Annotated in this window: 10 protein-coding genes and 1 pseudogene; 8 read left to right on the top strand and 3 right to left on the bottom strand. The window is 62.4% G+C overall.

The features are described from left to right. A pseudogene (locus AC1D0N_RS04605) lies at positions 1 to 238 on the top strand (ISAs1 family transposase); the annotation flags it as partial. 30 nt (positions 239 to 268) lie between these two features. On the opposite strand, the gene rhaI reads toward AC1D0N_RS04605, so the two are convergent. Both rhaI and AC1D0N_RS04595 read right to left on the bottom strand, forming a co-directional pair. Beyond that, the gene (gene rhaI, locus AC1D0N_RS04600) at positions 269 to 1561 is read right to left on the bottom strand and encodes an L-rhamnose catabolism isomerase (RefSeq protein ID WP_477241824.1); all 1293 of its coding nucleotides are present in this window, start codon (positions 1559 to 1561) and stop codon (positions 269 to 271) included. A gap of 150 nt (positions 1562 to 1711) precedes the next feature. Beyond that, positions 1712 to 3814 carry a bifunctional rhamnulose-1-phosphate aldolase/short-chain dehydrogenase gene (locus tag AC1D0N_RS04595; RefSeq protein WP_477241822.1) on the bottom strand — a complete coding sequence of 701 codons (2103 nt, stop codon included), beginning with the start codon at positions 3812 to 3814 and terminating at the stop codon, positions 1712 to 1714. 187 nt (positions 3815 to 4001) lie between these two features. Here AC1D0N_RS04595 and AC1D0N_RS04590 point away from each other — a divergent pair, with 187 nt between their 5' ends. The 7 genes from AC1D0N_RS04590 (at position 4002) to AC1D0N_RS04560 (ending at position 11138) form a co-directional block, all read left to right on the top strand. Then, complete coding sequence (locus tag AC1D0N_RS04590; protein ID WP_477241820.1) at positions 4002 to 4805, top strand: DeoR/GlpR family DNA-binding transcription regulator; 804 nt, start codon at positions 4002 to 4004, stop codon at positions 4803 to 4805. 55 nt (positions 4806 to 4860) lie between these two features. Continuing rightward, a complete protein-coding gene (gene rhaS, locus AC1D0N_RS04585; RefSeq protein WP_477241818.1) occupies positions 4861 to 5856 on the top strand; it encodes a rhamnose ABC transporter substrate-binding protein in 996 nt (331 codons plus the stop codon). Positions 5857 to 5940: 84 nt separating this feature from the next. Beyond that, a complete protein-coding gene (locus AC1D0N_RS04580; RefSeq protein WP_477241816.1) occupies positions 5941 to 7482 on the top strand; it encodes a sugar ABC transporter ATP-binding protein in 1542 nt (513 codons plus the stop codon). Next, positions 7479 to 8456, top strand: a complete 978-nt coding sequence (locus AC1D0N_RS04575) for an ABC transporter permease (RefSeq protein WP_477241814.1) — start codon at positions 7479 to 7481, stop codon at positions 8454 to 8456. The genes AC1D0N_RS04580 and AC1D0N_RS04575 overlap by 4 nt, the downstream gene beginning before the upstream one ends. After that, positions 8453 to 9454, top strand: coding sequence for an ABC transporter permease (locus AC1D0N_RS04570; protein ID WP_477241812.1), 1002 nt, complete (start codon positions 8453 to 8455; stop codon positions 9452 to 9454). The genes AC1D0N_RS04575 and AC1D0N_RS04570 overlap by 4 nt, the downstream gene beginning before the upstream one ends. Beyond that, positions 9454 to 9771 (top strand): L-rhamnose mutarotase, encoded by a 318-nt coding sequence (gene rhaM / locus AC1D0N_RS04565; protein WP_477241810.1) that lies wholly within the window; start codon positions 9454 to 9456, stop codon positions 9769 to 9771. The genes AC1D0N_RS04570 and rhaM overlap by 1 nt, the downstream gene beginning before the upstream one ends. Next, a complete protein-coding gene (locus AC1D0N_RS04560; protein ID WP_477241808.1) occupies positions 9768 to 11138 on the top strand; it encodes an FGGY-family carbohydrate kinase in 1371 nt (456 codons plus the stop codon). The genes rhaM and AC1D0N_RS04560 overlap by 4 nt, the downstream gene beginning before the upstream one ends. Here the strand turns inward: AC1D0N_RS04560 and AC1D0N_RS04555 are convergent, their stop codons facing one another. Next, positions 11139 to 12965, bottom strand: coding sequence for an alanine racemase (locus AC1D0N_RS04555; RefSeq protein WP_477241806.1), 1827 nt, complete (start codon positions 12963 to 12965; stop codon positions 11139 to 11141). Positions 12966 to 13329: the final 364 nt, after the last annotated feature.

The following is a 13329-nucleotide window of genomic DNA, read 5'->3' as shown; positions in this document are numbered from 1 at the left end:
CACCAGGGCTCATTGGCAGATCGAGAATGGCCTGCACTGGATGCTCGACGTTCATCTGGATGAGGACCTCAGCCGAGCCCGCAAGGACAACGCCCCCGCCAACACCGCACTCCTCAACCGCCTCGCCAAAAACATCCTCCAACTCGCCGACACAGACAAAGTCCCCATCAGCCATCGCATCAAGAAATGCGCATGGAATGACGGCTACCTAATCAACGCTCTAACTCATATGCGATAGCCCTGCCCTCGTGGGGGAGATTAGCCAACCTCAAACGATGCCGCCGCTGCCGCCGGCCACCGCTGGCCTCTCTGCCGCAACCTTGGCCCGATAGCCCGCGGCCCGATAGGCGGCAACCGGATCGATGGCGCCGCCGGTCTTCAACCGCGCCATGGCCAGGATCGGCTCGACATCGGTGCGGTAGGCCACTTTCAGCGTCTGCGTCGCCATCAGCGCGTCATTGGCGTCCTGAAACCCTTCCAGCGCCTTGCGGTCGACCAGCAGCGCCTGCGCATAAGCGCGCTGCACCTCGACCGCCGACAGCATAAGGCTCTCGATCGGGTCGGTGACGTTGTGGCTCTGGTCGAGCATATGGGCCGGGTCGAAACCCTCGGCGCCGGACAGCTCGGCATCGACCAGTTCGTTGAAGACGAGGAACAGCCGGTAGGGATCGATCGAGCCGGCGTCGAGATCGTCATCACCGTATTTCGAATCGTTGAAATGGAAGCCGCCTAGTTTCCTGAACTGGATCAGCCTCGACACGATCATCTCGATGTTGACGTTGGGCGCATGATGGCCAAGGTCGACCAGGCAGAACGCCTTGTCGCCCAGCTCCTTTGAGATCATGTAGTTGGTGCCCCAATCCTGCACGACGGTCGAATAGAAGGCCGGCTCGTACATCTTGTGCTCGGTGAACAGCTTCCAGTCATCCGGCAGCCCGGCGTAAATCTCCTTCATGGCATCGAGATAGCGCTCGAACGCTCTCGCGAAATTGACCTGGCCGGGGAAATTCGAGCCGTCGCCGATCCACACCGTCAGCGCCTTGGATCCGAGCGTCTTGCCGATCTCGATGCATTCGAGATTGTGCTCGACAGCTTGCCGGCGCGTGCCGGCATCGGCATGCGAGAGCGAGCCGAACTTGTAGGAAAGCTTCTGGTCCCTTGCGTCGGAGAAGGTGTTGGAGTTCATGGCATCAAAACCGAGGCCGAAGCGAGAGGCCGCCTGCTTCAGCCGGTTCGGATCGGCCTTGTCCCACGGAATGTGCAGCGAGACGGTGGGGGTTGCTTGCGTCAATTGCCGGATGACGGCGCAATCCTCGATCTTGTCAAAAATATCGCGCGGCTCGCCGGCACCGGGAAAGCGGGCAAAGCGGGTGCCGCCAGTGCCGACGCCCCAGGACGGGATCGCCACGGCGAATTTTTCGACCTTGTCGCGGATGGCGTCGATGGCGATGCCGCGCCGGTCGAGACGCTCACCGAGCGAGGCGTAGTCGCGTTCGAGGTTGGCCTTGCGCGCGGTGTTGTCCTTGTCGACGAGGTCGGCGGATATGATGGATTCGGACAAGTATTATTCCTCCCAAAATGCGTTCGGGCAGCGCTGCCCCTCATCCGCCTGCCGGCTTTCGTCGTTCGAAAAGCCAAGCAATTGGTTTTTCGTCCGCTACGCGGACCACTCCTCAACTCCCCGTATAGAGACGGGGAGAAGGACGAGCGACTATCGCGTAAAGCTCTGTGCGTTGCCCGCGTCGACATTGATGATGTTGCCGGTCGACTTGGCCGACATGTCGGAGGCGAAGAAATAGATCGCCTCGGCGATGTCCTCGGGGAACACCGAACGCTTCAGCATCGAGCGCGAACGGTAGTGTTCCTCGAGATCGTCGGTCGACATCTTGTAGGCGGCAGCGCGCTGTTCCTTCCACTCGCCGCTCCAGATTTTTGAGCCACGCAGCACGGCGTCCGGATTGACGACATTGACCCGGATCTGCGCTTCCGCGCCTTCCAGCGCCAGGCAGCGCGCCAGATGAATCTCGGCCGCCTTGGCGGTGCAATAGGCGGCGGCGTTGGGCGATGCGGCGAGCCCGTTCTTGGAGGCGACGAAGACGACGTTGCCGCCGATTTTTTGCACGCGGAACAGCCGGAACGCTTCCCGCGAGACCAGGAAATAGCCGGTCGACAGGATGTCCATGTTCTTGTTCCACAGCGCCAGCGTGGTTTCCTCGATCGGCGCCGAGGACGCCAGGCCAGCGTTCGACACCAGGATGTCGATGCCGCCGAATTCGACCGATGTTTCAGCAAAGCCGGAGACGACCTGATCCTCTGACGTGACGTTGATCAGCACTGGCCGGACGAAATCCTTGCCATAGGCCTTCGCCAACTCATCATTGGCGCTGGCAAGTGCCGTCTCGTCGATGTCGGCCAGCACGACGCAGGCGCCTTCGCGCAGCAGCCGGCTGGCCGTTGCCCGACCGATGCCGCCGGCGCCGCCGGTGACCACCGCGATCTGGCCGGCAAGCGACTTCGGCTTCGGCATGCGCTGCAGCTTAAGATCCTCGAGCAGCCAGTACTCGATGTTGAAGGCTTCCTGTGCGGGCAGGCCGACATAGGACGAGACGGTCGAGGCGCCGCGCATGACATTGATGGCGTTGACGTAGAACTCGGCGGAAATGCGCGCGGTCGCCTTGTCGCCGGCGAAGGTGAACATGCCGACGCCGGGCATCAGATAGACCACGGCATTGGGATCGCGGATGGCGGGCGAATCCACATGCTTGCAGCTGTCGTAGTAGGCCTGATAGCCGGCGCGATAGGTGGCAACATCGTCGGCAAGACGGGCGATGACGGCATCGACATCCGGCTTGGCGGGATCGAACTCGATGACCAGCGGCCGGATCTTGGTGCGCAGGAAATGATCGGGGCAGGACGTGCCAAGTGCCGCCAGCGGGCGCAACTCCTTGGAGTTGACGAATTCAAGCACGGCGGCGGAATCGTCGAAATGGCCGAGCTTGTGGCTCTTTTCCGAGATCAAGCCACGGATCCTCGGCATCAGTTTTGCGGCGACAGCGCGGCGCGCCGGCGCATCGAGCGATTTGACCACTTCGCCGCCGAAGATGGCCACGCCGTCGGAGCGGCGCTCGAACCACTCGATCGCCTGGTTGATCACCGAGATTGTCGTTTCGTAGCATTCCTTGGGGGTGTCGCCCCAGCTGAACAGACCGTGGCTTTCGAGAATGACGCCCTTGGCGGCGGGATGGTCGAGACAGAATTTTTCCAGCCACAGGCCAAGCTCGAAGCCCGGGCGCTTCCATGGCAGCCAGCCGATGGCGTCGCCGAAGATCTCCTTGGTCAGCGCCTTGGAATCCTTGGCAGCGGCGATGGCGATGATGGCGTCGGGATGCATATGGTCGACATAGGGCTTCGGCACGAAAGCATGCAGCGGCGTGTCGATCGAGGCGGCGCGTGGATTGAGGTTAAAGGTGCAGTGCGGCAAGAAGCCGACCATCTCGTCCTCATGCTCGACGCCGCGATAGAGACCCTTCAGCGCACGCAATTTGTCCATATAGAGCGTGGCAAAGCCGTCGATCTTGATCGACGCGCTGTCGCCACCCGAACCCTTCACCCACAACACTTCCACGCTCTGCCCGGTAAGCGGATCGGTCTGCCAGATCTTGGAGGAGGTGTTGCCGCCCCCATAATTGGTGACGCGCTTGTCGGAGCCGAGCACATTCGAGCGATAGACGAGACGCTCCGGCTCACTCATCGCCTGGGCTTTTGCCTCGTCCCACAGGTTTGCGAGGCGCGTGCCGGAGCGCTTGTCGAGCATTGAAATATCCTCCCGTAAGACGCGCAGACTGTGCCGTCGATTTTGGCTGAATGTCCATGGAAGCACCCGGTTTGTCAATCACAAACGATCAAGAACGATCATATTGCACTGCACAATGAAATTATATGATCGGAAATGATTGACACTGCGCGTTTTGGGTGCCTAGATGGTCAGGCAGGGAGGAACCATGCACGAGAAAGAGCGCCACAGGATCATTCTGTCCGCCGTCCAGGAAAAACCTGTGGTGACGGTGCAGGAGATGGTCGACCTGACGGACTCGTCCGAAGCGACGATCCGGCGCGACATCGCGGCTTTGCATGTGCAAAAAAGGCTGCGCCGCGTGCGTGGCGGCGCCGAGGCGATCTCGCCGCCGCAATTCATCGGCCTTGCCGGCCGGCCCTTTTCCGTCAACGAGACGCTCAACGCCTCGCAGAAGCGGGCAATCGCCCGGGAAGCGGTGGAATTGTGCAAGGATGGCGAGCCGATCATCATCAATGGCGGCACCACCACCTTCCAGATGGTGCATTTCCTGACCGGCCGCCGCATGCCGATCTTCACCAATTCCTTCCCGATCGCCGAGCACCTGCTCAAGCATTCCAAGAACACCGTCATGCTGTCGGGCGGCACCATTTACCGCGAGCAGAACATCATCCTGTCGCCCTTCGACAACGACGTGACGCGCAATTTCTATGCGCGCCGCATGTTCATGGGCGCGCAAGGGCTCGGGCCGCTCGGCCTGATGGAAGGCGACCCGCTGCTGATCCAGGCCGAGCAGAAACTGATCGACCAGGCCGACGAGCTGGTGGTGCTGGTCGACTCCACGAAATTCCGCAAACGCTCCAGCCTGATCCTGTGCGGCCTGTCGCGCATCGCCACTGTCATCACCGATGACGGCATCGAGGACCGGGAAGCCAAGATGTTAGAGACCGCAGGTGTGACGCTGATCGTCGCCCGCAAGTCGGCCAAGGAAGAATCTTCACTGCAGGCCTGAGACAGGCTCACGCCAGCAGCGGCGATGGAATGCAACGCTCAAGGGAGGATATTCGATGAGCTTTCTTAGGAAACTGATGGTTACGGCGGCATTTTCTGCCGCCATGTTCGTGAACGCCGCCTATGCCGAGAACGTCAAGATCGCATTGGTGGTGAAGTCGCTCGGCAACGGCTTCTTCGACGCCGCCAACAAGGGCGCCGAAGAGGCGGCCAAGGAACTCGGCGATGTCGACATCATCTACACCGGCCCGACCAAGGCGACCGCCGAAGCGCAGATCGAAGTGGTCAACGCGCTGATCGCACAGAAGGTCAACGCCATCGCCATTTCGGCCAATGACGCCGACGCTCTGGTGCCGGCGCTGAAGAAGGCGATGGAACGCGGCATCACCGTCATCTCGTGGGATTCGGGCGTTGCTCCGGCTGGCCGGCAGCTCCACCTCAACCCGTCCGACACCGGCCTGATCGGCGAGACCATCATCAAGCTTGCCGCCGACTATCTGCCGGAAGGCGGCGAAGTGGCCATCCTGTCGGCTTCGTCGACCGCGACCAACCAGAACGCCTGGATCGATGCGGCCAAGAAAATCCTGCCGGAGAAGTTCCCCAAGATCAAACTCGTCGCCACCGTCTATGGCGATGACGACTCGGCCAAGAGCACCGACGAAGCCAAGGGCCTGTTGAAGTCCTATCCGAACCTCAAGGCGATCATCGCACCGACCACGGTCGGCGTCGTTGCGGCCGCCCAGGTGGTGACCGACGCAGGCCTGATCGGCAAGGTCAACGTCACTGGCCTGGCGCTGCCGTCGGAGTTCAAGAAGTTCATCGACAACGGTTCCAGCCAGGCGGTCGCGCTGTGGAACCCGATCGACCTCGGCTACTCCGCCGTCTACCTCGCCCATGATCTGGCGGTGAAGAAGGAAGAGGCCAAGCCAGGCGCCACGCTGTCGATCGGCCGCGTCGGCAAGGTGACGCTCGACGACACCAACTCGGCTGCGATGGCTCCGCCCTTCCAGTTCGACAAGACCAACATCGAAAAGTTCTCCAAGATCTATTGATCTCGGGCAGCCTTCGACCTGGCGCGGCGGGACCAGATCCCGCCGCCGCTTTAAACGGACCTAGTTTCAGGGCTTGATACGGATATGGACACGACAGCCCAACACGATTTGGCAAAGGAGCAGCCTTTGCCTTCTGGCCCGCGGCTGACGCTGTCCGGCATCTCGAAGAGTTTTCCCGGCGTGCGCGCCCTGCACGATGTCAGCCTGTCGCTTTATGCCGGTGAGGTGACCGCGCTGATCGGCGAAAACGGCGCCGGCAAGTCGACGCTGGTCAAGATCATGACCGGCATTTACCAGCCTGACGCGGGCACCATCAGCATCGACGGCGAGGCTGTCACTCTGTCCAGCGCGCACGCGGCTTTCGGGCACGGCATCACCGCCATCCACCAGGAAACGGTGCTGTTCGACGACCTCAGCGTCGCCGAAAACATCTTTCTCGGCCACGCGCCGCGCACGCGCTTCGGCACCATCGACTGGCGCACCATGCGCAAGAACGCCAAGGAAGTGCTCGACACCATGCGTGCCGGCCATATCGACGCCGACGCGCGGCTGAAGGATCTCGGCATCGCCAACAAGCATCTGGTTGCCGTTGCCCGCGCGATGTCGATCGATGCGCAGATCGTCATCATGGACGAGCCGACCGCGGCGCTATCGATGAAGGAGATCGAGGAACTCTTTTTGCTGATCGAATTCCTCAAGAGCGAAGGCAAGGCGATCCTGTTCATCAGCCACAAATTCGATGAGATCTACCGCATCGCCGACCGCTATACGGTGTTCCGCGACGGCGAGATGGTCGGCGAAGGCCTGATCAAGGATGCCGGCCAGAGCCAGATCGTGCGCATGATGGTCGGCCGCTCGGTCGACCACATCTTTCCGCAGCGCAAGGCCGAGATCGGCGCGCCGGTGCTCTCGGTCGCCGGCCTGTCGCATCCCACGGAATTCGACGACATCGGCTTCGAACTGCACAAGGGCGAAATCCTCGGCTTCTACGGCCTCGTCGGCGCCGGGCGCAGCGAGGTGATGCAGGCGATTTCAGGCATCACCCGCACCTCGGCCGGGACGATCACGCTGGAAGGCGAAACAATCGCGCCGAAATCGGCAGCGGATTCGATCGATGCCGGCATCGTCTACGTGCCGGAGGAGCGCGGCAAGCAGGGCGTGGTGATCGGCCTGCCGATCTTCCAGAATGTCTCTCTGCCCTCGCTCAAGCGCACCTCCAAATCCGGCCTGCTGCGGCTGGCGGAGGAGTTCGATCTGGCCCGCTCCTATACCGAGCGGCTCGACCTGCGCGCCTCCTCGCTCAGCCAGGATGTCGGCACGCTGTCGGGCGGCAACCAGCAGAAGATCGTGATTGCCAAATGGCTGGCGACGGCACCCAAGGTGATCATCTTGGACGAGCCTACCAAAGGCATCGACATCGGCTCCAAGGCCGCCGTGCACGGCTTCATGGCCGAGCTGGTCGCGCAGGGCCTCTCGGTGATCATGGTGTCGTCCGAACTGCCGGAAATCCTCGGCATGTCCGATCGGGTCGTGGTCATGCGCGAGGGTCGCATCGCTGCGGTCTACGACAACAAGGAGCTTGACGCTGAGACGCTGGTCAGGACAGCAGCGGGGATCGCGGCATGAAAACTCTTCTCAAATACCGCGAAGTCTGGCTGCTCGCGGCAATCATCGTGCTGATCGGGCTGATCTCGACGCGCTTTCCGGCCTTTGCCGATCCCGCCAATTTGCGCCAGGTGTTCAACGACACTTCGATCCTGATGATCCTGGCGCTCGGTCAGATGGCAATTATCCTGACCCGCTCGATCGACCTGTCGATGGCCTCGAACCTGTGCTTCACCGGCATGGTGGTGGCGATGCTGAACGCTGCGCATCCGGCCATTCCGATCCCGCTGCTGATCGTCATCGCCCTTCTCGTCGGCCTGGGGCTCGGCGCCATCAACGGGCTTTTGGTTTGGCGGCTGAACATCCCCTCGATCGTGGTGACACTGGGCACGCTGACCATCTATCGCGGCGCCACCTTCGTCATTTCGGGCGGTGCCTGGGTCAATGCCGACAAGATGAGCCCTGAGTTCATCGGCTTCCAGCGCGCCGCCTTCCTCGGCATTCCGGTGCTGTCGTGGATCGCCATTCTGGTCATCGCTTTGTTCTTCCTGCTGATGACACGCACGGCACTTGGCCGCTCGATCTATGCCATCGGCGTCAACCCGACCGCGTCGGTCTATGCCGGCATCGATGTCGGCCGGACCAAATTCATCGTCTTCTGCCTCTCCGGCATGATCGGTGGTCTCTCAGGCTATCTCTGGATCTCGCGCTACGTCATTGCGTCGGTCGAAGTCGCCAATGGCTATGAGCTCAACATCATCGCCGCCTGCGTCATCGGCGGCATCTCGATTGCCGGCGGCATCGGCTCGGTCGGCGGCGCGGTGCTGGGTGCGCTGTTCCTCGGCATCATCTCCAACGCTCTGCCGGTGATCAACATCTCGCCCTTCTGGCAGATGGCGATTTCGGGCAGCGCTATCATCCTGGCCGTGGTGCTCAACGCGCGCGGCGAGCGCCGGCAAGGCCGCATCATTCTCAGAAAGGCGGAAGCGGCATGACCGACATCTCTGCCCCGCGCCACATTCCCAACCGGCTCGACAAGCCGCTCACTTCGGCTGTCTTTTCCTGGGAGGCGCTGCTGGTCGTGGTCGCTGTGGCGATCTTTGCCATCAACAGCTTCGCCTCGCCCTATTTCCTCGACCCGTATTCGCTGTCGGATCTCACCTTCAATTTCACCGAGAAGGGCCTGATCGCCTTTGCCATGGCGCTGCTGATCATTTCGGGCGAGATCGACCTGTCGGTGGCCGCCATCATCGCACTGGCCTCGACCATGATGGGCATGGCCGTGCAGGCCGGCGCCGGCACGCCGGTGCTGGTGGCGATCGGCATTGTCGTCGGGCTTGGCTGCGGCGCCTTCAACGGCCTGCTGGTGACCCGGCTCGGCTTGCCCTCCATCGTCGTCACCATCGGCACGATGAGCCTGTTTCGCGGCATCGCCTTCATCATCCTCGGCGACCAGGCCTACAAGGGCTATCCAGACAGCTTTGCCTTCTTCGGCCAGGGCTATGTCTGGTGGGTGGTGTCGTTCGAAATGGTGCTCTTCCTCATTGCGGCGGTCGTCTACTGGTTCCTGCTGCACCGAACGAGTTTCGGCCGCCGTGTCTTTGCCATCGGCAACAACCCGGTCGCGGCGCAGTTTTCCGGCGTGCGCGTCGGCCGCATCAAATTCATCCTGTTTTGCCTGACCGGTCTGATGGCGGGCATCGCCTCGGTGCTGATCACCTCGCGGCTCGGCTCGACGCGGCCATCGATCGCACAAGGCTACGAACTCGAAGTCATCACCATGGTGGTGCTCGGCGGCGTCAGCATTTTGGGCGGCGCCGGCAGCATTCTCGGCGTAGTGCTGGCCGCCTTCATCATGGGGCTGGTGACCTTCGGCCTTGGCCTGCTCAACGTGCCCGGCATCGTCATGTCGATCTTCATCGGCCTGCTCCTGATCATTGTCATCGCTCTGCCCATCGTCTGGCGGCGGCTGCGGCGGGAGCGCTTCGCCTGATGGCCGAGAAATACGCGTTCAAGATGCAGCTCAAGCCGGGCATGAAGGCCGAATACAAAAAGCGCCATGACGAGATCTGGCCATCGCTGGTCGCGCTGCTCAAACAGGCCGGAATTTCCGACTATTCGATCCATCTCGACGAAGAGACTAGCATCTTGTTCAGCGTGCTGTGGCGACGCGACGGCCACGGCATGGACGATTTGCCGACGCATCCGGTGATGCAGCGCTGGTGGGCTCACATGGCCGACATCATGGAGACCAAGCCGGACAACGAGCCGGTGGCGGTGCCGCTGGAAACCGTGTTCCATATGGAATGACTGATATCAGCGCCGTCATCGATATCGGCAAGACCAATGCCAAGGTGGCGTTGGTCGATCTCACCACATTGAGCGAGATCGCGCTGCGCCGAATGGCGAACGCGCCCGCCACGAACGGCCCCTACCCGCACCATGATGTCGAACGGTTGTGGAGCTTCATTCTCGACAGCCTTGCCGAAATCAATCGCGAGCAGCGCATCGACGCAATATCGATCACCACGCATGGCGCGACGGGCGTGCTGGTCGACGCATCCGGCGCACTGGCGCTTCCGGTCCTCGACTATGAATTCGATGGCCCGGACAGCCTTGCGGCGGACTATGACGCTGTCCGACCACCCTTTAACCAGACTGGCACGCCGCGCCTGCCGCTCGGCCTCAATCTCGGTGCGCAGTTTTTCTGGCAGCAGAAGCGTTTTCCCGCCGAATTTGCCAACGCCGCTGCGATGCTGATGTACCCGCAGTACTGGGCGCTACGCCTGACCGGCGTCGCCGCCAACGAGGTGACCTCGCTCGGCTGCCACACCGATCTGTGGAATCCGTGGAAAGCCGATTTCTCTTCGCTGGTCGACACAATGGACTGGCGCCGGCTGATGGCGCCGGTGCGACCGGCCAAGGACCGGCTCGGCCCCATCCTGCCGGCGCTCGCCGCGCAAACCGGTCTTGATCCGCAGACGCCGGTATTCTTAGGCCTGCACGATTCCAACGCGTCGCTGCTGCCGCATCTCCTGTCCGATCCGCCGCCTTTCTCCGTGGTGTCGACCGGCACCTGGGTGGTGTCGATGGCGGTTGGCGGTAGCAATGTCACGCTCGACCCGGCGCGCGACACGCTGGTCAATGTCAACGCGCTTGGCGATCCGGTGCCGTCGGCGCGCTTCATGGGCGGACGCGAGTTTTCGGTGCTGACGCAAGGCCAATCGGAAGATTGGAGCGAAGACGATGTCGCCGCCGTGCTGGCGCGAAAGACATTGCTGCTGCCCTCGACCCAGCAAGGCTCCGGGCCATTTCCGCATCACGCCGCCGCATGGCTCGACGCCGACGGCATCACCTCTGGCCAGCGTTTTGCCGCGATCTCGTTCTATCTGGCGCTGATGACGTCGACCTGCCTCGACCTGATCGGAGGCGACGGGCCGACCATTGTCGAAGGCCCCTTCGCCCGCAACCGGCTTTTCGTCAGCATGCTGGCGGCGGCAACGGGGCGCGCGGTCATTGCGTCCGAGGCCGCCACCGGCACCAGCATCGGCGCCGCGCTGCTGGCGTCGGATCAGGCAACGCCCCAAGGCAAAGGCCAAAGAACCGAACCGCCGGCCGATTCGGCCTGGGCGAGCTACGCACGCGCATGGCGTGCGACAGTCGACGCTCGTGGTTGACTACAAGATCCGCTTGCCGAAGGCCGACATGACGAAGTTGACCACATCGGTGCCAATCCGAGGTTCAAGATCCGCGGTCAGCCCCGAAACATCCATGGACAACAATCCGCCGGAGAGCGCGATCGCCTCCATGGCCTGATGAGTTTCGCGCACGGTGAGGCCGCCGGAGCCGGCCGGCCAGCCGGCGAATTCGGTGACCTCAGGCGAATAGCTGACATGGAAGCCTTGCGTACCTGAGGTGGCGATGCGGATCGCTTCATGCATCAGGTCGCGCATGCCCATGGCGTCGATATCGGTCATGGTGAAGGCCGATACGCGCGAATCCTTCAGCACCCGCGCCTCGGCCGGATCGGCATGGCGCAAGCCGACGATGACGACGTTTTCCGGCGACAGCTGCGGCTGCAGCGCGCCGGGCTTGTGATCGAGGCCGAGCGTGCGCGCCAGCACCGAGGCCTCTGCCAGGTCGATGCCATCCTCGTCTTCGGGCATCAAAGCGGCGATGGAATCGATCCAGATCAGACCAAACGAGTGGGTGGCCCGCGCGGTCGTCGTCAGCGCCTTGTGGGCGGTGCGGCGGTCAGCGCCGGCGGTCAGCCGGATCAGCCCGGAGGGCGGCCGCTCGACATCGGCCAGTTCGACGACATCGAAATTCATCGCCTCCAGCCGCGCGCCGGTCGCTTCGCGGGCCAGGATGCCGACGGCAGCCGGTTCGGCCGTGATCTGCACCATCTTGCGGCCTGAAAAATCCTCGACATCGTGCATCGGGGCCTTTTCGACATATTCCGAGGTCATCGCCAGCAGCATGGCGCCATAGCTCATGCGGAAGGCGACGCTGTCGCCGACGGCGGGCGGCGGGTTGGCGTCGTTCACATCGAGCAGCAGATGGTCGCTGGAGGCGCCGAGCACCCGCACGCCCTTGGCAATCGGCGTCAGCCCTTCGATCAGCACATCCTCGCGGCCGATATTGGCAATGGCGCGCAACCGGTCGCCCTCGTCGGGAAACACCGGCTGGTTGCCGAACGCGTCATAGCCGGATTGGCCGATCGGCCGCGACGGCTTCAGCTTGACCTCGATGATGTCGCAGGTCAGGCGACAGGCATCGGGTTCGAGCTCGGCCCAGGGCGTGTCGCGGAAGGTCTCGACGCCGCCTTGCAGGATCGCTTCGCCGACGCGCAAATTGTTGATCCCGGCGGGCAATTTGCCTTCGAGCAGCAGCGTCAGCGACGACGACGCGCCGCCGGAAACCAAGTCGAGCCTTGCGCCGGCGAGACGCTCGGTCTTGTAGGCATGAGCGACGAGCTGCCCGAGATTTTCCTCGGTCGGTATGATGGCGCCGAAACAGCCGAGATTGGTGCCGATGCCGGCGATGCGCACGCCCTTGAGCGTCAGGATCTGCTCGACCGTCGGGATGAGATCGTTCGGCCAGATGCCTTCCCTGAGGTCGCCGAGATCGATCATCAGCATGATGTCGTGGACGCGGCCCATGCGCTCGGCGATACGCGACAGTTCGCGGATGGTGGCGAGTTCGGATTGCAGGCTGATGTCGACGGTGCGCACCATCTCCTCGATGCGCGCCATTGGCGGGCTGCGCAGCAGCATGATCGGGGCATTGATGCCGCTGTCGCGCAGCCGGCGGATGTTTTCGAAGCGCGATTCGGCGATGCCGGCAACGCCGCCGCGCAGCATGGCGCGCGCCACCTGCGGCATGCCGCAAGTGCCCTTGGTAACGCCGAAAACCTTGATACCCGACAGCGCGCAGCGGTCGACGATGGTGCGCGCATTGCGCTCGATGCGGCCAAGGTCGATGGCGACTTGCGGTCCCGACATTTTTCTACTCAGAATTTGTACACGACGCCAAGCAGGTGTATCTCCCGGCCGAGTCGTTCAGTTGACCGGCAATGATACCCATACCGCCGTTGGTTGCTCACATGCCAGAAGCAAGAGCCATTGTCTGTGGACACGTCTTTCGCTCCGAGAGGCCCGTGGCTTTGGTCGTTCATCATTTCGACGGCGAATGGCAACTAACTTGTGGCGCACATGATCACCCAGAAGATTGCAGGGATTTCGAGGTCGTAGGGCTCAACCACCTTACTTCCAGACAAAGCAATCTCACGCAGGTCAACGAGCTTGAACGCGGTTGGCTCGCTGAGTGGATATCGGATGGGTGGACATTGTGCCGTCACGATGATTG

It is taken from the genome of Mesorhizobium sp. P2_E10 (assembly GCF_056404235.1).
This window is presented reverse-complemented; position numbering and strand designations above follow the sequence as displayed.

Excerpts from the sequence above, each read along its gene's own strand:
- AC1D0N_RS04595 (WP_477241822.1), bottom strand. The coding sequence starts at position 3,814 with ATGCTCGACAAGCGCTCCGGCACGCGCCTCGCAAACCTGTGGGACGAG.
- AC1D0N_RS04590 (WP_477241820.1), top strand. The coding sequence starts at position 4,002 with ATGCACGAGAAAGAGCGCCACAGGATCATTCTGTCCGCCGTCCAGGAA.
- rhaS (WP_477241818.1), top strand. The coding sequence starts at position 4,861 with ATGAGCTTTCTTAGGAAACTGATGGTTACGGCGGCATTTTCTGCCGCC.
- AC1D0N_RS04580 (WP_477241816.1), top strand. The coding sequence starts at position 5,941 with ATGGACACGACAGCCCAACACGATTTGGCAAAGGAGCAGCCTTTGCCT.
- AC1D0N_RS04575 (WP_477241814.1), top strand. The coding sequence starts at position 7,479 with ATGAAAACTCTTCTCAAATACCGCGAAGTCTGGCTGCTCGCGGCAATC.
- AC1D0N_RS04570 (WP_477241812.1), top strand. The coding sequence starts at position 8,453 with ATGACCGACATCTCTGCCCCGCGCCACATTCCCAACCGGCTCGACAAG.
- rhaM (WP_477241810.1), top strand. The coding sequence starts at position 9,454 with ATGGCCGAGAAATACGCGTTCAAGATGCAGCTCAAGCCGGGCATGAAG.
- AC1D0N_RS04560 (WP_477241808.1), top strand. The coding sequence starts at position 9,768 with ATGACTGATATCAGCGCCGTCATCGATATCGGCAAGACCAATGCCAAG.
- AC1D0N_RS04555 (WP_477241806.1), bottom strand. The coding sequence starts at position 12,965 with ATGTCGGGACCGCAAGTCGCCATCGACCTTGGCCGCATCGAGCGCAAT.